15 protein-coding genes and 2 pseudogenes are annotated in these 19,115 nt (G+C 70.1%); 4 read left to right on the top strand and 13 right to left on the bottom strand.

The annotated features are described in order from the left end of the window. Nucleotides 1–53 precede the first annotated feature (53 nt). Nucleotides 54–1,277 (bottom strand): DNA polymerase III subunit delta', encoded by a 1,224-nt coding sequence (locus BN976_RS25525; RefSeq protein WP_011782533.1) that lies wholly within the window; start codon nucleotides 1,275–1,277, stop codon nucleotides 54–56. A gap of 82 nt (nucleotides 1,278–1,359) precedes the next feature. On the opposite strand from BN976_RS25525, the gene BN976_RS25520 reads away from it, so the two are divergent. Next, nucleotides 1,360–2,958 (top strand): adenylate/guanylate cyclase domain-containing protein, encoded by a 1,599-nt coding sequence (locus tag BN976_RS25520; RefSeq protein WP_011782534.1) that lies wholly within the window; start codon nucleotides 1,360–1,362, stop codon nucleotides 2,956–2,958. 2 nt (nucleotides 2,959–2,960) lie between these two features. Here BN976_RS25520 and topA read toward each other — a convergent pair whose 3' ends face one another. The 3 genes from topA to BN976_RS25505 form a co-directional block, all read right to left on the bottom strand. Next, nucleotides 2,961–5,828: a type I DNA topoisomerase gene (topA, locus tag BN976_RS25515; RefSeq protein ID WP_011782535.1), complete on the bottom strand. Its 2,868-nt coding sequence runs from the start codon at nucleotides 5,826–5,828 to the stop codon at nucleotides 2,961–2,963. Between the two features lie 135 nt (nucleotides 5,829–5,963). Next, on the bottom strand, nucleotides 5,964–6,554 hold the full coding sequence (locus tag BN976_RS25510; RefSeq protein ID WP_036375216.1) for a hypothetical protein: 591 nt from the start codon (nucleotides 6,552–6,554) through the stop codon (nucleotides 5,964–5,966). Between the two features lie 132 nt (nucleotides 6,555–6,686). Then, nucleotides 6,687–6,890 (bottom strand): cold-shock protein, encoded by a 204-nt coding sequence (locus BN976_RS25505; RefSeq protein WP_003882601.1) that lies wholly within the window; start codon nucleotides 6,888–6,890, stop codon nucleotides 6,687–6,689. A gap of 279 nt (nucleotides 6,891–7,169) precedes the next feature. Between BN976_RS25505 and BN976_RS25500 the strand changes: the two genes are divergently transcribed. Continuing rightward, on the top strand, nucleotides 7,170–9,518 hold the full coding sequence (locus BN976_RS25500) for a DNA 3'-5' helicase SftH (RefSeq protein ID WP_011782537.1): 2,349 nt from the start codon (nucleotides 7,170–7,172) through the stop codon (nucleotides 9,516–9,518). A gap of 41 nt (nucleotides 9,519–9,559) precedes the next feature. Further along, a pseudogene (locus BN976_RS25495) lies at nucleotides 9,560–10,613 on the top strand (PAS domain-containing protein). Between the two features lie 11 nt (nucleotides 10,614–10,624). On the opposite strand, the gene BN976_RS25490 reads toward BN976_RS25495, so the two are convergent. From BN976_RS25490 to ssd, 8 genes and pseudogenes are all read right to left on the bottom strand, one after another. Beyond that, nucleotides 10,625–11,845 carry a serine/threonine-protein kinase gene (locus BN976_RS25490; RefSeq protein ID WP_011782539.1) on the bottom strand — a complete coding sequence of 407 codons (1,221 nt, stop codon included), beginning with the start codon at nucleotides 11,843–11,845 and terminating at the stop codon, nucleotides 10,625–10,627. 119 nt (nucleotides 11,846–11,964) lie between these two features. Further along, nucleotides 11,965–12,297: pseudogene (locus tag BN976_RS25485) on the bottom strand (Rv3654c family TadE-like protein); the annotation flags it as partial. Nucleotides 12,298–12,310: 13 nt separating this feature from the next. Next, nucleotides 12,311–12,622 (bottom strand): TadE family type IV pilus minor pilin, encoded by a 312-nt coding sequence (locus BN976_RS25480; RefSeq protein WP_199559016.1) that lies wholly within the window; start codon nucleotides 12,620–12,622, stop codon nucleotides 12,311–12,313. A gap of 14 nt (nucleotides 12,623–12,636) precedes the next feature. After that, the gene (locus tag BN976_RS25475; protein WP_011782542.1) at nucleotides 12,637–12,837 is read right to left on the bottom strand and encodes a DUF4244 domain-containing protein; all 201 of its coding nucleotides are present in this window, start codon (nucleotides 12,835–12,837) and stop codon (nucleotides 12,637–12,639) included. Nucleotides 12,838–12,858: 21 nt separating this feature from the next. Continuing rightward, a complete protein-coding gene (locus BN976_RS25470; protein WP_036375207.1) occupies nucleotides 12,859–13,434 on the bottom strand; it encodes a type II secretion system F family protein in 576 nt (191 codons plus the stop codon). After that, complete coding sequence (locus tag BN976_RS25465) at nucleotides 13,431–14,213, bottom strand: type II secretion system F family protein (protein ID WP_011782544.1); 783 nt, start codon at nucleotides 14,211–14,213, stop codon at nucleotides 13,431–13,433. The genes BN976_RS25470 and BN976_RS25465 overlap by 4 nt, the downstream gene beginning before the upstream one ends. Further along, nucleotides 14,210–15,388: a TadA family conjugal transfer-associated ATPase gene (locus BN976_RS25460; RefSeq protein ID WP_036375203.1), complete on the bottom strand. Its 1,179-nt coding sequence runs from the start codon at nucleotides 15,386–15,388 to the stop codon at nucleotides 14,210–14,212. The genes BN976_RS25465 and BN976_RS25460 overlap by 4 nt, the downstream gene beginning before the upstream one ends. Beyond that, nucleotides 15,385–16,482: a septum site-determining protein Ssd gene (ssd, locus tag BN976_RS25455; protein WP_011782548.1), complete on the bottom strand. Its 1,098-nt coding sequence runs from the start codon at nucleotides 16,480–16,482 to the stop codon at nucleotides 15,385–15,387. The genes BN976_RS25460 and ssd overlap by 4 nt, the downstream gene beginning before the upstream one ends. A gap of 417 nt (nucleotides 16,483–16,899) precedes the next feature. Here ssd and BN976_RS25450 point away from each other — a divergent pair, with 417 nt between their 5' ends. Next, nucleotides 16,900–17,757, top strand: coding sequence for an HAD-IB family hydrolase (locus BN976_RS25450; protein ID WP_036375200.1), 858 nt, complete (start codon nucleotides 16,900–16,902; stop codon nucleotides 17,755–17,757). 462 nt (nucleotides 17,758–18,219) lie between these two features. Here BN976_RS25450 and BN976_RS25445 read toward each other — a convergent pair whose 3' ends face one another. Beyond that, on the bottom strand, nucleotides 18,220–18,966 hold the full coding sequence (locus BN976_RS25445; protein ID WP_036375197.1) for a Fic family protein: 747 nt from the start codon (nucleotides 18,964–18,966) through the stop codon (nucleotides 18,220–18,222). Nucleotides 18,967–19,115 lie beyond the last annotated feature (149 nt).

Here is a 19,115-nt window from a genome sequence, read left to right as displayed (position 1 = left end):
CCGCCGCGGACCCAAGTTGAACCCCCGGTCGCTGTGCTCCTGCGCGCCGAACCTCAGCTGCGCAGCGCCTGCCCGACAGTGCCGACCATGGCGTCGACCGCGAACTTCGGCTTGACGTTGACCGCCAGCGCCTCACGGCACTCCAATACAGCTTCGATGCAGCGCAGCAGCTTCTCCGGCGACGCGTGCGCGGCCATCGCGGCCACCTTCTCCGCCATGTCGGGGTGGTTGGCCACCACATCGGTGGCACCCGACGACACCAGCAGCGCATCCCGGAAATAGGTCGCAAGGTCGATCAGTGCTCGGTCCAGCGCGTCGCGCGACGCCCGGGTGTGCCGGGATTTCTGCCGCTTCTCAAGCTCCTTGAGCGCGCCCGCGGCACCGCGCATCGTGCCCGCGGTGCCCTTGCCCGTCCCGCCGGCGCCCAACGCGGTGCGCAGCTCCTCGGCCTCGACCTCGTTGCGGTCCTCGGTCAACGCCTTCGCCTCGGCCTCGGCGGTGGCCACCAGCTCCTCGGCGGCCGCATAGGCCCGCGACGGGGTCGCCGCGTCGCGGGCGAGCCCCAGTGCACGTTGCCGCCGCTCCCGCGCCCGCTCATCGGTGGCCAGCCTGCGGGCCCGTCCGACGTGGCCGCCGCTGACCGCCGCCGCCCATTCCGCGTCCTTCTCGGGCAGCCCGTCGGAATCGATCAGCACCCGGGCGATCGCGTCCACCGGCGGGGTGACCAGCGCGACATGGCGGCAGCGCGACCGCAACGTGATCGCGATGTCTTCGGGGTCCACCGACGGCGCACACAGCAGGAACACCGTCGACGGCGGTGGTTCCTCGACCACCTTCAGCAGCGCGTTGGCCGCCCCCTCGGTCAGCCGGTCGGCATCCTCGATCACCACGATCTGCCAGCGCCCGGTCCCGGGCCGCCGCGACGCGATCTGCACGATCGCGCGCATCGCGTCGACCCCGATGGACAGCCCTTCGGGGATGATCCGGCGCACATCGGCGTGCGTACCCGCCATCGTCGTCGCACAGGCCCGGCACTCGCCACAGCCCGGTGTCCCGTCCGACGTGCACTGCAGCGCCGCGGCGAAGCACAGCGCCGCGATCGACCGTCCCGACCCGGGTGGACCCGTGATGAGCCACGCGTGCGTCATCGTCCCGGTCACACCCGACACATCCAGCCCGCTGGTGTGAGGGGAATCACCGCGCGCCGCCCGGGCAGCGGCGGTCAACTCCGTCTCAACAGCGTCCTGACCCACCAGTCGCGAGAAAACACCGGTCATCGCCGATAACAGTAGTGCTGCGAACCGACACGTCCGTCCCAGACGCCCCTTCCGCGTCCGCCCGGCCCGATACGGTAAACGAATGGCCGCGGAACCGATCGAGGTCGGACGAATCAGTGCATTCGTCCGCTGGGTCGCGCGCACCCCGTGGCCGGTGTTCACGCTGGGGATGCTGCAGGCCGACATCATCGGCGCGCTGCTGGTACTGGGTTTCCTCCGGTTCGGGCTCCCGCCCGAGGACCGCATCCAGCTGCAGGACCTGCCCGCCTACAACCTGGCCATCTTCCTGGGCTACCTGTTCATCTCGTTCACGGTGGCGTCGTATGTGACGCTGCGCATGCTGATCCCGGTGATGCGCTGGCAGCGCCGCGAAATGCTGCTCGGCGACCGCGACCCGGCCGAAACCGAGGTCGCCCGCATGCGGGCGCTGAAGATGCCCTTCTACCGGTCCCTGATCAGCGCGACGAACTGGTTGCTCGGGTCGGTGGTGTTCATCGTCGCCAGCTGGCCGGTGGCCAGCAAGTCCGCACCGGTGGTGGCGGTCGCGACGGCCCTGGGCGCCACCGCGACCGCGATCATCGGCTATCTGCAGTCCGAGCGGGTCCTGCGGCCGGTGGCGGTGGCCGCCCTGCGCGGCGGTGTTCCGGAGAACTTCCGGGCGCCCGGCGTCATCCTGCGCCAGGTGCTGAGCTGGGTGCTGTCCACCGGCGTGCCGGTCCTGGCCATCCTGTTGGCGCTGATCGCCAGCAAGCTCGAGGTGCTGACCGCACCGGCGGACCGGCTGATCACCACGATCCTGCTGCTGTCGATCGTCGCGCTGGTGATCGGGCTGTCCAGCACCGTGCTGGTCGCCATGTCCATCGCCGACCCGCTTCGCCAGCTCCGGTGGGCGCTCGGCGAGGTGCAACGGGGCAACTACAACGCCCACATGCAGATCTACGACGCCAGCGAGCTGGGCCTGCTGCAGGCCGGCTTCAACGACATGGTGCGTGACCTGGCCGAACGGCAGCGGCTGCGCGACCTGTTCGGCCGCTACGTCGGCGAGGACGTCGCGCGCCGGGCGCTGGAGCGGGGCACCGAACTCGGCGGCCAGGAACGCGACGTCGCGGTGCTGTTCGTCGACCTGGTGGGCTCGACCCATCTGGCCGCCACCAGGCCCGCGGCCGAGGTGGTGAACCTGCTCAACGAGTTCTTCCGCGTAGTCGTCGACACCGTCAACCGGCACGGTGGGTTCGTCAACAAGTTCCAGGGCGATGCGGCGCTGGCGATCTTCGGCGCCCCGATCGAGCATCCGGACGCCTCCGGGGCGGCGCTGGCGGCCTCCAGGGAACTGCACGACGAGCTGATCAGGGTGCTCGGCGAAACCGACTTCGGGATCGGCGTCTCCGCGGGCAGGGCGATCGCCGGCCACATCGGCGCCCAGGCCCGCTTCGAGTACACGGTGATCGGCGACCCGGTCAACGAGGCCGCCCGACTGACCGAGCTGGCCAAGCTCGAACCCGGCCATGTGCTGGCGTCGGCGATCGCAGTCGCCGACGCCCTCGACGCCGAGGCACTGTGCTGGGACGTCGGCGAAATCGTCGAGCTGCGCGGACGCACGGCCCCGACCCAGCTGGCCCGTCCCGTCAACCTGGTCTCCCCCGACGACGTCAGTCAGGAAGTCGCCAGCGACCGGCGCTAGGGTCAGGCCTTCTTCGCGGCCTTCTTGGCAGCGGTCTTCTTCGCGGGCGTCTTCTTGGCAGGCGCCTTCTTGACGGCCTTCTTCTTGACCGGACCCCGGGCGCGGCGGTCGGCCAGCAGCTCGGACGCCCGCGCGTCGGTGATCGACAGCACGTCGTCGCCCTTGCGCAGGCTGGCGTTGGTCTCACCGTCGGTGACGTAGGGCCCGAACCGGCCGTCCTTGATCACCATCGGCTTCTCCGACACCGGGTCGACGCCGAGCTCGCGCAGCGGCGGGGTCGCCGCCCCCTGCCGACCGCGACGCTTCGGCTCGGCGTAGATCTTCAACGCCTCCTCGAGGGTGATGTCGAACATCTGCTCCTCGGTGGCAAGAGACCGGGAGTCGGTGCCGCGCTTGAGATATGGGCCGTACCGGCCGTTCTGCGCGGTGATCTCCTCACCGCTGGCCGGATCGACGCCGACCACCCGCGGCAGCGACAGCAGCCGAAGCGCGTCCTCCAGCGTGACGGTCTCCAGATCCATCGAGCGAAGCAGCGAACCGGTACGCGGCTTCGGCCCGGTCGGCTTCTTGCCCTTCTTCGCCGTGGCGCCCGCTTCGCCCTCGTCGGGCGGTTCAGGAAGCACCTCGGTGACATACGGGCCGTAACGGCCGTCCTTGGCGACGATCTCGTGCCCGGTCGCCGGGTCGACACCCAGCGAACGGCCCTCTTGCGGTGTGGCGAAGAGCTTTTCGGCCAGCTCAAGGGTCAGCTCGTCAGGCGTCAGCTCGTCCTTGAGGTTGGCCCGCTGCGGTTTGAGCTCACCGGGGTTGTCCGGATCGGCCACCATGCGCTCGAGATAGGCACCGTTGCGTCCGACGCGCACGTTGACCGCGCGGCCTTCGGCATCGTCGAAGAGCTTGATGGAGTTGACTTCTCGCGCGTCGATCTCTTCGAGGTTGCCACCGACGAGCTTCTTGAGCCCGCCCGAGCGGGCGATCGAACCGTCCGCGCCGTGCTCGCCACCGAAGTAGAAGTTGTTGAGCCAGTTGGTGCGTCGCTCGTGCCCTGCTGCGATCTCGTCGAGCTCGTCCTCCATCGCGGCGGTGAAGTCGTAGTCGACCAGACGCCCGAAGTGCTGCTCGAGCAGACCGATGACGGCGAACGCCACCCACGACGGAACCAGCGCGCTGCCCTTCTTGTGGACGTAACCGCGGTCCTGGATGGTCTTGATGATCGAGCTGTACGTCGACGGCCGGCCGATGCCGAGATCCTCCAGCGCCTTGATCAGAGAGGCCTCGGTGTAGCGCGCGGGCGGCGAGGTGGTGTGGCCGTCGGCGGTCAGCCCCTTGGCGTCCACCCGCTGACCCTGGGTGAGGTTGGGCAGCCTGCTCTCGGCGTCGTCGGCCTCGCCGCCGGCCAGGTCGTCGATGCTCTCGACGTAGGCCTTCAGGAAGCCAGGGAACGTGATGGTGCGGCCGCTGGCGTTGAACACCACCTGGACGTCGGACGCGGTACCTCCGCCCAATGTCGTCGCCGGGGCGGCTCCGGCGATCCGCAGGCTCAGCGTGGTGCCGCGGGCATCGGCCATCTGCGAGGCGACGGTGCGCTGCCAGATCAGCTCGTAGAGGCGGAACTCGTCGGTGTCGAGCTGGCTGTGCAGCTGACCGGGGGTCTGGAACACGTCACCGGCGGGGCGGATCGCCTCGTGCGCCTCCTGCGCGTTCTTGACCTTGCGGGTGTACTGGCGCGGCGTCGGGTGGACGTATTCCTCGCCGTAGAGCTGACGGGCCTGATTGCGGGCGGCGTCAATGGCCGACTGCGACAGCGTGGTCGAGTCGGTACGCATGTAGGTGATGTAGCCGTTCTCGTAGAGCCGCTGCGCGATGCTCATCGTGCGCTCCGACGTGAACCGCAGCTTGCGGCCCGCCTCCTGTTGCAGCGTCGACGTCATGAACGGCGCGTACGGGCGGCGCGTGTACGGCTTCTGCTCGACCGACGAGACCGCCAGCTGCGCGCCCCGCAGACCGGTGGCCAAGGCGTTGGCGGCGGCCTCGTCGAGGACGAGCACCTCGTCGGGCTTGCGGACCGCGCCGAGGGAGTCGAAGTCGCGGCCGGTGGCCACGCGGCGCCCGTCGACCGTGTTGAGCTTTGCGACGAAGGTGGGCGGGCTGGCCTGCGCGTCGGAGACGCTGGCGTCCAGCTCGGCGGTGACGTCCCAGTACCCGGCGCTGCGGAACGCCATCCGCTCGCGTTCGCGCTGCACGATGATGCGGGTGGCCACGGACTGGACCCGGCCCGCCGACAGCTTCGGCGCGACCTTCTTCCACAGCACGGGGCTGACCTCGTAGCCGTAGAGACGGTCGAGGATGCGTCGGGTCTCCTGCGCGTCGACCAGGTCGTTGTCCAGGTCGCGCGGGTCTTCGGCGGCCGCGCGGATCGCGGGCTCGGTGATCTCGTGGAACACCATCCGCTTGACCGGGATGCGCGGTTTCAGCGTCTCCAGCAGGTGCCAGGCGATGGCCTCGCCCTCGCGGTCACCGTCGGTGGCCAGATAGAGCTCGTCGACGTTCTTGAGCTTGTCCTTCAGGTCGGCGACGGTGCTCTTCTTGTCCGGGCTGATGATGTAGAGCGGCTCGAAGTTGTGCTCGACGTTGACGCCCAGGCGGGCCCACGGCTCGGATTTGTACTTCGCCGGGACGTCGGCGGCGTTGCGCGGCAGGTCCCGAATGTGCCCGCGTGAGGACTCGACGATGTAGTTGGACCCCAGGTAACCTGCGATCTTGCGCGCCTTGGTCGGCGACTCGACGATGACGAGTCTCCGCACCGACGAGCCATTCCCCCTGCGCGGCTCGGCGCCGTTCTTACCGCTGCCGCGTTCCTCGTCAGCCACCTTTGTCCAGCTCCCACTTCTTCAATTGCCTGCGGAGTGCATTTACTCATGCGAGCCGCTTCGGCAAGTGACAATTTCGCACCCCCGGCCTGCCGACGCAAACCGTCCCTCCCCCGTCGGGGCGCCGCTGCCAGGCTAGATCTGCGGCCACTGCGTCAACGCAGCGGCATCGTCCGGAGGTTCCCCCACGTTCTCTACCAGCCGCAACAGTCGTCGTCGTCCGCTGATTCGCAGCGCCGGACGGGAGCCTCTTGTGCCGATCAGAGTCGGTGCGATCCCGACTCTCATCATTGCCGACGCGAGCGCCGAATGCGTGTCGGGAGCGTGCGGATCGAGCCCGAGCAGGTAGCGGTCGTCTTCCGGCCTGCCGGCCGCCAGCGTCCAGGCGCGCAATTCGCGCGGCCCGGGCAGCCACTGCGGGGGGACCGTCTTGACCGCCCCCCTGGTCCACTCGGTGGCGATGGCGACCAGCCGGGTGTCCACTGCGGTACGGACGAGGGGGCTGTCCTCGTCGGTGCGGGAGATCTCCGCGGCCAGACCCGCGTCCTCGATCATCTCGGCCAGCCCCTCGGCGCGCCACACCTGGTCGACCACGACCGACAACCGCGCGGCCTGATCCCGGGCGCCGCCGACGAGCACCACCTGTCCGGCGGCAGCCAGGATCCCCGTCAGGTCGGCGATCGTCGGGGGCACCGACTCCGCCGAGAAGAAGGACAGCTGGCTCACACCCCAGACACTAGGCCAGCGCGAGCCGGCAGACCGGCCACCGGGCCGGTCGGCCGTGTGCGCCCTATAAGAGAACACCCCCGCGTCGTCCGTGGTGGACAGCGCGGGGGCGTCTTGAGGTCTTTGGTGGTCTCAGATGGCGCGAACGCCGGTGGCCTGGGGACCCTTGGGGCTCTGGCCGACCTCGAACTCGACCTTCTGGTTCTCTTCAAGGGTGCGGAAGCCGGAACCCTGAATCTCCGTGTAGTGGACAAAGACGTCAGCGGAGCCGTCCTCGGGGGCGATGAAGCCGAAGCCCTTCTCCGCGTTGAACCACTTCACAGTTCCCTGTGGCATCTTTCGTACTTTCCTTCTCTATATTTCACCGGGTGCGGTCCGCCGTCTTTCGGCAGACCGGGCCCGTTCCGACCGCCATACCTTCGTGGAGTGCTCGGAACTCGACCCGACCTACAACCCTCGCAGGAACCGCGATCGCAACGTCGTTCCTGCGAGTGCTGATACACGAACACAGAAGCTGCGACCGTCGTTAGTCAATCACGTTCAGCGCTGCTGCGACAGTCTCGCGGCGATTGCGTAGTGAACAATTCACATAGGACATGACCGGGAGGGTCCGACGTGACAGATCCGGGGCCGGATTTCGGCCGCGAGCTGCTCGCCTGCGCGGTCGACGGAACCGCCGCAGGCGAGTATCCGCTGCGCCATGTCGCCGATCTCCCACCGCGGCGGGCCAGGGCGCAGGCGTGGCCGCACTGGGCGGACCCAGATGTGGTGCGGGCGTTCCATGATCGCGGTGTCGAGGCGCTGTGGTCACACCAACTGGCCGCGGCCGAGCTGGCCCGCGACGGTCGGCATGTGGTGCTGAGCACCGGTACCGCCTCGGGCAAGTCGTTGGCCTATCAGCTACCGATATTGACGGCATTGAAGGAGAACCCGCGATCGCGGGCGCTGTATCTGTCTCCCACCAAGGCGCTCGGACACGATCAGTTGCGCGCGGCGGCTGCGCTCACCGCCGCCGTGCCCGGCCTCGCCGACGTCGCGCCGACGCCCTACGACGGCGACAGCCCTACCGAGGTGCGCCGTTTCGCCCGGGAGCGGTCCCGGTGGATCTTCTCCAACCCCGACATGATCCACCTGTCGATGCTGCGCAACCACGCCCGCTGGGCGGTCTTTCTGCGCCACCTGCAGTACCTCGTCATCGACGAATGCCATTACTACCGCGGCATTTTCGGGTCCAACGTGGCGATGGTGCTGCGGCGGCTGCTGCGGCTGTGCGCACGGTATTCCGCTACGGGCGCCGACTTTTCGGGCCCCACCGTCATCTTCGCCAGCGCCACCACTGCGCAGCCCGCCGCGACCGCCTCCGAGCTGATAGGGCAGACGGTGGCCGAGGTGACCGAGGACGGATCCCCTCAGGGGGCACGCACGGTGGCGCTGTGGGAGCCGGCACTGATCGCCGACCTCGTCGGCGAGAACGGCGCCCCCGTGCGACGTTCGGCCGGCGCCGAGGCCTCACGGGTGATGGCCGATCTGATCGCCGAGGGGGCACGCACGTTGACGTTCGTCCGATCCCGCCGAGGCGCCGAGCTGGCGGCGCTGGGCGCCCGGGCCCGGCTGGCCGACACCGCACCGGAATTGGCCCAGCAGGTGGCCTCCTACCGGGCCGGCTATCTCGCCGAGGACCGCCGCGCACTGGAACGCGCACTGGCCGAAGGCGAACTGCGCGGCGTGGCCACCACCAACGCCCTGGAACTCGGGATGGACATCGCGGGTCTGGATGCCGTTGTGCTGGCCGGGTTCCCGGGTACGGTCGCGTCGTTCTGGCAACAGGCCGGGCGCGCGGGACGGCGCGGCCAGGGTGCGCTGATCGTGTTGATCGCGCGGGACGACCCGTTGGACACCTACCTGGTGCACCACCCTGCGGCGCTGCTCGACAAGCCGATCGAGCGGGTGGTCATCGACCCCGCCAACCCGTACGTTCTCGGACCCCAGTTGCTTTGCGCAGCAACCGAGTTGCCGCTGACCGACGCCGAGGTGCGGATGTGGGGCGCCGAGCCGGTGGCCGAATCCCTGGTCGACGACGGTCTTCTGCGCCGGCGGCCGAGCGGCTTCTTCCCCGCGCCCGGGCTCGATCCGCACCCCGCGGTGGACATCCGGGGATCCACCGGTGGACAGATCGCGATCCTGGAGGCGGGAACGGGCCGGATGCTGGGCAGCGCGGGCGCAGGCCAGGCGCCCGCGTCGGTGCACCCGGGCGCGGTGTATCTGCACCAGGGTGAGAGTTACGTGGTCGACTCCCTCGATTTCGAGGACGCGGTCGCGTTCGTGCACGCCGAGGATCCGGGCTACACCACCTTCGCCAGGGAACTGACCGACATCAACGTCACCGGCGCCGGCGAGCGCGCCGGATACGGCCCGGTCACGGTGGGCCTGGTCCCGGTGTCGGTCAGCAACACCGTGACCGGCTATCTGCGCCGCCGGATGGACGGCGAGGTGATCGACTTCGTCGAGCTCGACATGCCGACACGGAGCCTGGAGACGATGGCGGTGATGTGCACCATCACGCCGGAAGCGTTGCAGGACAACGGCATCGACCCGCTGCGGTTACCCGGTTCGCTGCACGCCGCCGAGCACGCCGCCATCGGCCTGCTGCCGCTGATGGCCAGCTGCGACCGCGGCGACATCGGCGGGGTGTCCACCGCGGTCGGGCCCGTGGACGGCCTGCCGACGATCTTCGTCTATGACGGCTACCCCGGCGGTGCCGGGTTCGCCGCACGCGGGTTCCGCACCATGGACCGTTGGTGGGAGGCCACCGCCTCCGCGATCGAAGCCTGCGAGTGCCCGTCGGGGTGCCCGTCGTGTGTGCAGTCACCCAAGTGCGGCAACGGCAACGACCCGCTGGACAAGGACGGCGCCATCCTGGTGTTGCGGATGGTGGTGCGGCTTCTCACGGGACGGACGGACTGAACCCGCCGGACGGCGACAGGCGCCTCGGTAGGATCACCGGCATGACCCACGACTGGTTGCTCGTGGAAACACTGGGCACCGAGCCCGTCGTGGTCGCACATGGCGCTTACACCAAGAACCTCGTCCCCGTGGCGACCTACCTGCGCCGCAGTCCGCACCTGATGGCCATCCAGACCGCGATCGGCGAGACGGTCCGCGGTGGCGGCGGCCTGAGCAGCATCACCCCGAAGAACGACCGGGTGATCCGCACCGAGGTGGTGCAGATGTCCGACGGCCGGATTCACGGCGTCCAGGTCTGGGTCGGCGCTGGTGGGCCCGCTGTTGTGGGACCTCACGGCGGGAACGGCCACCGACACCACCGAGTCGCTGCGGGTGGGTGGATGGGATCCGGCGAACCAGTCCACACACGGGCGCGCCTTCGCCGATGATCTGCCGCGCCGCGATCTGAACCCGAACGAGGCCGAGGTGCTCAGCATGGTGATCAAGCCCGAGGCGGGCGTGACGCTGTGCAACACCTGGGACGTCACGGACTACCGCGGCCAGCCCATCACGGTCGGGTTCGTGGCCCGGTCACTGCCGGAGGCGTTGGAGGACGGCGGCGAACGGTTGATCTGCCGCGCCATGAACTGGCGCAGCGTCCGCGAGGGCGCGAGCCTCCAGCACGACCTGCTGGGCCAGCGGATCGTCGACGGCCTGCGCCAGCCCGGCGTGTACCGGGCGTTGGTGGATCCACGGAACTGGACGTTGCTCAAGTGGCTCGACGAGCCGGTGCCGTTCCTCGACCGGCACGCCAACAGGGAGAGCGAACAGGCTATCCACCCGCAGGACATGCACGTGATGTCGGCGATGGCCGATCAGTTCGCGACCGGTGTCGCCAGTGGGGTGCTGAGGCTGGTCGGGCACAACGGTGGCTGGACTCCGGTGCATGTGACGGTCAACCGGGTGAAACTCGGCAAGGGTGTGTACGCCGGGCTCGCGTCACTGCGGAAGCCCACGCCCGCCGAGCTCACCGCCGCGGGCCTCGACTGCGCGCCGGAGAGCACGGGACGAAGACCGAAAGCACTGTCCCGCAAGGACAAAGCGAGCCGGGCCTAGCCTTCGCGCAGTCAGTCCTTCTTTTCGCCTTTACCTTTTCCGTTGCCTCTGCCGTTGCCGCGCGGCCCTTTGTCGTCCCGACCCTGCTGCGGCTCGGGCTGCTGGGTCGCCGCGGTGACCGCCGGCGCGGGGCTCGGTGGCGGGGTCGTGATCGGCGGCGGCGGTGGCGTGGTCGGTGACGGAGCCGAGGTGCTGGTGCTGACGGGTTCCGGTCGCGGCGCAGACGAGGAGAACGGATCCATCGCCAACGCCAGCGCGGAGATGACGAACGCCGTCATCACCGCCGCAGCACCGACCACGTACCGGCGCGCACGCGTCGCCGGCCGCCGCGGAGCCGGGGCGGGGTACGCCGCCGACGGAGGCAGCGGCGCAGCGAGCACCTTGGTCAACGGACGTGGTTCCGCCGCGGTGGACAGGGCGGTGACGTCGCCGGCGAGCGCGGCGCGCATCTGCGCGGCGCTGCCGAAACGCCGGCGGGGGTCGCGGCTCATGGCGCGGTCGATGACCGCGGCCAGCACGGGGTCGGCGCCGCCGGTCAGCCCGGCCAACGCGGGCGGCGGCGCGTCAACGATGGCCCGGACCAGCGCCACCGGACTCTCCTGCGGGAAGGCCCGGCGCGCCAGCAGCGCCTCGTAACCCATGACCCCGACGGCATAGAGATCGTCGGCCACCGACGCGGGCGCCCCGGAAACCCGCTCCGGGCTCATGTAGCACAGGGTGCCGACGATCTGGCCGGTCATCGTGTGGGCGGCGCCGCCGCTCTTGGCGATGCCGAAGTCCGCGACCTGCATGCGATCGCCGGTGGCCGACAGCAGGATATTGCCCGGCTTGATGTCACGGTGTACCACCCCGGCCGTGTGGGCGACGTCCAGCGCGGCCAGCACGTCGTCGAGCATCGCCCTGACCTGGGCCGGGGCCATCGGTCCCTGGGCGATGAGGTCGGCGAGCGTTCGGCCGGGCAGCCGCTCCATCACGATGAAGGGCCGGCCGTCGTGCTCCCCGAAGTCGTGGACCGCGACGATGTTGGGGTGCGACAGCGCCGCCGCCGAGCGGGCCTCGTCGCAGAACCTGGCCCTGGCATCGGCGTCGGCGTTGAAGTTGGGATGCAGGAGCTTGACGGCCACCGGCCTGTCCAGCCGGATGTCCCAGCCGTCACGGACCTCAGCCATTCCTCCGCAGCCGAGCAGGCCCCGGAGCTCGTAGCGGCCGACAAGAGTCTCACGGCCAGTCATACAGGCGGCGTATCCCTCCTTGCGCAGACGTAAACCAGGTGCCTTGCGCAGGCGTAAACCAGGTGGGCTGCGGGGCGCAGGTCTATCGCGGTCATTGTCGCGCGGAGCGCCGCGGTGCGCTAACCAGCGGGGGTCGCCGGGCCCGCGCGGGCGAGCGCCGACGCAGGCCCGAGGCCGGTGCCGCCGGTGCCCACCGTGACCTCGATACGCACCACCACGTCGAGGTGGTCGATCGCGCATTCGGTCAGCCTCGCTCCCATGGCGTGGGCCACGTGCTCGGCGCGTCCGCAGGCCGCCGTGTGCCCGGCCGGCACCCCGGCAGCGGCGCTCAATGCCGCGAGGTCGGCGGCCGCCTGCGCGCGGTGCCGCGCCGTCACCGCCGCGCCGAGAATCGCCCCGCCGGAAGTGACCGCGAGCATGCTGAGCACCATCAGTGCCGCGGCCACGGTGGCCGAGCCACGCTCGTCAGCCCACCGGCTCGACGGCGGACACCCCCTCGGCTGCGATGACGATTCCCGGCAGCACCGCCGATCCCGCCGTGACCCGGGCGACGACGAAGTCGCCGTCGCGCCGCACTGCGACGACGGCCCGCGCCGGAGCGATCTGCCGTGCCACCCGGGTGGCCGAGGCGTCGTCGCCGCGCGCCGCCAACCGGGCGGCCTCCCTTGCGGCGTCGATGCAGCGCACCTGCATGGACACCGCCGTGAGCCCGGCCACGCAGACGACGAGGACGGCCACCAATGCCACGATCGCGAAAGCCGCTTCCGCGGTGGCGATTCCGGACTCGCCACTCAGACGTTGGTGTTCAGCGCCCGGCTGATGATGTTGGTCAGCGCGGTGACGATCGAGTCGCCGGTGACGACGGTGTACAGGATCGCGCCGAAGGCGGCGGCGGCGATCGTTCCGATTGCGTACTCGACCGTCGACATGCCGTCGTCGGCGACCGCCAGGACCAACAAGCGGGTCCGGATGTCCCGAAGATGTTCTCTCATCTGCTTCTCCTTCACTCGTCGTCACAGCAATCCCGATTGCAGGACCTCGCCGGCCAGTCCGGCGACAACCGGGACGATGCCCACACACAGAAACGCGGGCAGATAACACACGCCCAGCGGAGCGGCCATCAGCACCGAGGCGCGCTCCGCCCGGGCGCTCGCCGCGTCGACCGCCTCGCCGCGCAACTGGACCGCCAGGTCCTCGACGCCCTGGGCCAACGCGGTCCCCGACGAGGCGGACCGGCGCGCCATCCGCAGGAAGGCGTCCACGTACCGGTCCGTCGCCCCATCGGGATTCGCCCACGCCCGGTTGGGATCGGCGCCGAGCGCGACAAGGTCGGCGGCGCGGCGCAGCAGCATCGCCAGCCCCGCCGGCGCCGACTCCGCCACCGCGGCCGCCGCGGACGCCACCGGCATGCCGGATCGCAGACACGCCGCGAGCACGTCGAGACTGGCAGCCACCGCGAGGATGTCGTCGGTCACCGGATGGCGGCGCGTATCGCGCACCGACTGCAGGTCCTGCCGCCGTATCCGGGTTGCCGACACATTCGGCACCGCGAGTGCCGCCGCGGCCAGAAGCATCGCCGCCCAGGTCATGTCAGGACTCCCGTGGTGATTCGATCGGACCACAGCAAGCCGCAGCAGACGAACACCGTTCCGGTCACCAGCAGCCATCCACCGAACCCGCCGGAGAACAGAAAACTCAGCGGCTCCGCGCCGATCGCATGCCCGAGCAGCACGCCCAGCACCGGAAGGCCCGCCAGTATCGCCGCGGTGGCGCGCGCCCCGGCCAGCCCGGCCTCCACGCGGCCACGGAACCGCTCCCGTTCGGCGATATCACGCTGCGCCGCCAGCATCAGCGTGGCGATCGCCAGCCCCTGCGCCTGGGCGAGATGCCAGCAGACAGCCAGCCTGTCCCAGTGTCCGGGCAACAGGGACCGGCGCCCCTGCGCACGCAGGCCGGCGGCGACGTCTGCACCCAGCAGCGCCCGGGCCGCGACCGCACCCAGCGCGCCGGCGATCCGTGCGTCCGATTCCTGGGCGGCGGTGTTCATCGCGGCGACCGGGTGGGCTCCGACCCGGAGCTCACCGATCAGCACGTCGAGCGCTCCCTGCAGGGCAGCCGCCTCGGTGACGCGGTTCCGTCGACGCCTGGCGGCGCGGCTGCGCACCGAAAGCGTCGCCATCAGCAGCGCGGCGGCCAGTACGGCGGCGGGCGACAACAGCAGCGCCGTGACGGCACACAGAAGCGCCCCGCACACCGGTACTGGCAGGCGTAGCCGCCGGCTCGGCGGCGCCGACAGCACCCGCCGCCACCGTGACCCGGCCGGAGCGACCAGCACCGCGGCGGCCAACGCCAGCGCCGCGGCCGTCACGGCCTGCCCCTGGCACGCATCAGGTCGTGCAGGGCGTCGGCGCCGGGACCGTAACCGCTCTCGCAGTGCCAGCACGTCGACACCCGCACGCTCCCGTCGGAGCTGCGCCGCAGCAGTCCGACCTCACTGAGCCGTCGCCGTCCGGCGCGATCACGCGCCACGTGCAACACCACCTGGATCGCTGCCGCGAGTTGGCTGTGCAGCGCTGCACGGTCGAGGCCGCCGAGCGCGGCGAGCGCCTCGAAACGTGCCGGCACCTCGGCGGGGTTGTTCGCATGCACGGTCCCCGCGCCACCGTCATGACCGGTGTTCAGCGCGGTGAGCAGGTCCACCACCTCGGCGCCGCGCACCTCACCGATCACGATGCGGTCGGGTCGCATCCGCAGCGCCTGCCGGACGAGGTCACGCACGGTCACTTCGCCCGCGCCTTCGACGTTCGCGCAGCGTGCGACGAGCTTGACCAGATGCGGATGATCCGGCGCGAGTTCGGCGGCGTCCTCCACACAGACGATGCGCTCGTCCTCGGGCACCGCGGCGAGCAACGCCGCCAGCAAGGTGGTCTTGCCGGCGCCCGTCCCACCGGACACGACGAAGGCCAGCCGGGCGGAGATCACGTCGCGCAGGATGCCCGCGGCGTCCGGCTCGATCGCGCCCGCGCCGATCAGTGCGTCGAGGTCCTGGTTGGCCGGCCGCAGCACCCGCAGCGACAGGCATGTCCCGCCTGCGGCGACCGGCGGCAGCACGGCGTGCAGTCGGACGCTGAGCGGTCCGCCGGGCTGACCGGCGCCGAAGCCGCTGAGATTCCCGTCGACCCACGGTTGAGCCTCGTCGAGGCGGCGTCCCGCGGTCAACGCCAAGCGCTGCGCGAGGCGCCGGACGGCGGCGTCGTCAGCGAAGCGCACGGAGGTCCGCCGCAAGCCGTTGCCGTCGTCGACCCAGACCGCGTCGGGTGCCGTGACAAGCACATCCGTGACGCCGGGGCCCGACAACAGCGGATCGAGAATGCCCGCTCCGATCAACTCGGTCTGTAGTTCGCGCAGGTTGGTCAGCACTTCTGCGTCTCCCAGCACGCCGCCGGACTCGGCCCGGATGGCGGCGGCCACCACGCTCGGTCGCAGCGGTGAGGACTGCATCGCGAGTCGTTCCCGAACCCGATCGATCAGCGGCGCGCTCACGCCACGGCCTCCGCGGCCGCTTCGAGTTGCGGACTCTGACTGAGCACGGCCAACACCTCGCGCGCGGCCCTGGCCAGCGGTGAATGCGGCCGCACCCGAAGGCCTCCCCGCTCGAGAAGCGTGTCGATGCCGGGTTGCGGTCGCATCGAAGCGAGCACCGGCAGACCGACGATCCGCGCGACGTCGACCGATCGCAGACCTCCGGGAGAGGGGCCGCGCACGACGACACCGGCGTTCGGGTTTCCCCCGGCCACCCACTGGGCGGTGGCCGCGGCGGCAGCGCACGACCGCACGTCGGCCGGAGTGACCAGCACCACCAGATCCGCAGAGGCCACGGCCGTTTCGGACGCGGGGGTGGGGCGCCGGGCCACGTCACAGACCACGGTCACACCGCCGCGGCTCCCCGCGTCGATCACCGCACCGAGCGCAGCGGCGTCGATGTCGTTGCTGGAATGTGTCCCAGACAACGCGCGGCTACCGGAAAGCACGTACACGCCGTGCCGCGTCGGCAGGGCGTCGCGCAACGCGGAAAAGCCCACCCGCCCGCCTGCCAGCGAAAGATCGGGCCACCGCAATCCCGGCTCCGTCTCACTGCCGAGCACCAGATCGAGACCACCACCCCACGGATCCCCGTCGATGAGCAGAGCCTCGGTGGCCACCTTCGCCACCGCGGTCGCGAAGACGGACGCGCCGCCTCCACCCCTGCCGGCAAGCACGGCCACCACCGGCCCGCGAAGGCCGGTGTGGCGGGCCGCTTCCGTCGCGTCGGCGAGCTCGGCCATCAGTTCGTGATCGCCGCTGGGCAACGTCACGACCTGTTGCGCGCCAACGGCGACGGCGGCTTCCCACTCGTCGGGTCCGGGCGCGTCGCCACTGATCAGGAGCACGCGGGGGCGGCGCGGTAACCCACGCGCGGCGCATCTCTGCGCGGCGGCGGTGTCCAGCAGAACGGCCGACGCACCCGTCCACACCCGATGACTGGAGGGATCAGTAGCGCGGACGATCCGCACGCCGGCCGCGGCGACGACCCGGTCGATGTCAGCGCTCAGGGCCCGGTCGTCGACCAGAGCCAGGATTGCCTCGGTGGCGGTCATGAACCCAAGCCTGAGGCCTCACCACGACCGTCAACAGGGTGGTGTCGGCAATCTGTGGATCAACTCGGCTCTGTGGACAACCGTCCCGGGGATTCGGCGAAAACAGCGTTCCGCAACTTTCTGGGAACTGGCTGATCTATCCGCCGGGCGAAACACCCCAGAAAAGGGACGACCCCCGCCAGGGGGGGAGGAGGCGGAGGTCGTCGTGTATCAGCCCCGGGGGGTCGGGCTGATGCACACCCGGCATAAGCCGAGTAATGCCCACTATACACACGCCAGACAGGGCCAGCGCAAGTATCGAAATGGGAACAACTTCGCCGAGGACCAGGAAAGATGCAGTCGCAGACAGGTGTCGTGAACTGCCAATTTGTACAATCTGAGGCTGTCTGTCACGCAGCACACGCCTATGCTGACGATGTGACTTCACCCGACCCGGCGGTCGGGGGTAGCCAGACGCCCCCCGCGCCGACTCCGCCGGACCGCCCGATACGTACCGCAGCCTTCTTCGATCTCGACAAAACCGTGCTCGCGAAATCGAGCACATTAGCTTTCAGCAAACCGTTCTACAGCCAAGGGCTTATCAATAGGCGCGCCGTTCTGAAGTCGAGCTATGCACAATTCCTGTTTCTGATGTCGGGAGCCGACCACGACCAGATGGATCGGATGCGCACCTACATCACCAACATGTGCACCGGATGGGACGTCGAACAGATCAAGGCCATCGTCGGGGAGACGCTGCACGACATCGTCGACCCGCTGGTGTTCGCCGAGGCCGCGGAACTCATCGCCGACCACAAGCTCTGCGGCCGCGACGTCGTCGTGGTGTCCGCCTCCGGGGAGGAGATCGTCGCGCCGATCGCCCGCGCACTCGGCGCCACCCACGCGATGGCCACGCGCATGGTGGTCGAGGACGGCAAGTACACCGGCGACATCGCCTTCTACTGCTACGGCGAAGGCAAAGCGGAAGCCATTCTGGCGCTTGCCGACCGCGAGGGTTACGCCCTCGAGCATTGCTACGCCTACTCCGACTCGATCACCGACCTGCCGATGCTCGCGACGGTAGGGCATCCGACCGTGGTCAATCCCGACCGGACGTTGCGCAAGGAGGCCGCCGCGCGAGGCTGGCCGGTCCGCACGTTCTCCAAGCCGGTATCACTGCGCGACCGCTTGCCGGCCCCGTCCGGAGCCGCCGTCGCGACCACCGCCGCGGTCGGGGTGAGCGCGCTGGCAGCGGGGGCGCTGACGTACTCGCTGCTGCGCCGGTTCGCGTTCTGACACAAGCTACCTGCCGGTAGCTACCGCGCTTGCTGGCCGGTCCGCGTAACGATCCGGGATCGCGGGCCTATTGGCCCTTGATGTGACCGCGGTCACGGAGTACAAAGGAACCACGGAAGCCGGGTGAGGCCAAGGCCGAGCCGGAAGAGAAGGCTCGATCTCCCGATCTCGGCTCCTAGCACGGGTCCCGGAACCCACGCGGAGCACATACCGCGAAGAAGGTAATAGGTTTGCGGGCCTGCGTAATTGCGGATATCGGACGACCACGACGACCCCTTGGGTGGGGTTGCAGTCGTAACGGTTCGCAGGGACGCCGAGGCCACCCACGCAACCCAACCGGCACGCCTGGTAACCGGTGACCCGTGCTAGCGGGCGGTGAGCCGATGTGGTCGCAGGACCACTTCGGGTCGCCGCCCGCTTCGTTTGCTGGAGGGAGTCACCGGGCTCCGGGCCGCCGGGATGTCAGGACGACGCGCCCTGCGCGATCGAGAGCGCTTCCCTTGCTCCCGCGTGCAGCGCTTCGCTGCTGAGCACCAGCCATGCCGCCAGGCCGTCGGGCGTCCCTGACGCGAACCCCCGCGCCGCAGCCCGGTAGTCGCCGGACCGCCGCATCCAGTGCACCTCGGGAACGCCGAGCCCGTGCGGATCCAGGCCACTGGCGATCGTGATGAGGCGCGACACCGCGCGCGCCACGACGCCGTCGGCTGTGCCGAACGGCGCCAGCGTCAGCAGCTCGCCGTGTGCGACCGCGGCCAGCACGGGCGCGGGCACCCGGGTCCCTCCGGTTACGAGGTCGGCCAGCAGCTCCAACCGCCGTCCCACTCCCTCGTCTCGCCGCGGCCGCCCCAGTGTGTCACCGTCGGCCAGATCGGCGGCAGCCAACGCGTGTAGCCGGGCGATCGCCTGCAGCGGCGCCCGCCGCCACACGCCGACCAGCGCGCCTTCCCCGCCTTCGAGCGCCTCGGCCACCCGCAGTGCGCCGGCCAGAACCGGGTCGCGGTCATCGACGTTCGCGAATTGCAGGGGCCCGCCGTCGAGCACCGACGATGCGCGCGCCGCGCGCAGCGACGCCTCGGCAGCCGACTTCGGCCACCCGCGCAGATTGGCACGATGACGATGCGCCCTGCCCAGGGCCTCACGCGCTTCCTCGCCGGCCTCGGCCACCCCGGGTAGCGTCGTCAGCGGGGCCAACGGGTCATCGGGGGTCACGCCCGGACACGGTAGTCGACCGCTCGGGCGAAGCGCAGGAGGCACCGATGAGCGCTCGCGCGAAGAGCAGAGGGCACCGATGAGCGCTCCCGCCGCGACGCTCGTCGCGCCGCAACCACCGCCCGCAGTGCTGAATGTGAGCCGCCAAC

This window comes from Mycolicibacterium austroafricanum (assembly GCF_000612725.1).
In the GTDB taxonomy this organism is placed as follows: Bacteria; Actinomycetota; Actinomycetes; order Mycobacteriales; family Mycobacteriaceae; genus Mycobacterium; species Mycobacterium austroafricanum.
Note: the sequence above shows the minus strand (reverse complement) of the source record. Positions and strands in the feature narration are given on the sequence as shown.

Bases quoted from the DNA above. Each gene is read 5' to 3' on its own strand.
- BN976_RS25475 (WP_011782542.1), bottom strand. From the start codon at position 12,837: ATGAGAGAACATCTTCGGGACATCCGGACCCGCTTGTTGGTCCTGGCG.
- BN976_RS25505 (WP_003882601.1), bottom strand. From the start codon at position 6,890: ATGCCACAGGGAACTGTGAAGTGGTTCAACGCGGAGAAGGGCTTCGGC.
- ssd (WP_011782548.1), bottom strand. From the start codon at position 16,482: ATGACCGCCACCGAGGCAATCCTGGCTCTGGTCGACGACCGGGCCCTG.
- BN976_RS25490 (WP_011782539.1), bottom strand. From the start codon at position 11,845: ATGACTGGCCGTGAGACTCTTGTCGGCCGCTACGAGCTCCGGGGCCTG.
- BN976_RS25520 (WP_011782534.1), top strand. From the start codon at position 1,360: ATGGCCGCGGAACCGATCGAGGTCGGACGAATCAGTGCATTCGTCCGC.
- BN976_RS25470 (WP_036375207.1), bottom strand. From the start codon at position 13,434: ATGACCTGGGCGGCGATGCTTCTGGCCGCGGCGGCACTCGCGGTGCCG.
- BN976_RS25525 (WP_011782533.1), bottom strand. From the start codon at position 1,277: ATGACCGGTGTTTTCTCGCGACTGGTGGGTCAGGACGCTGTTGAGACG.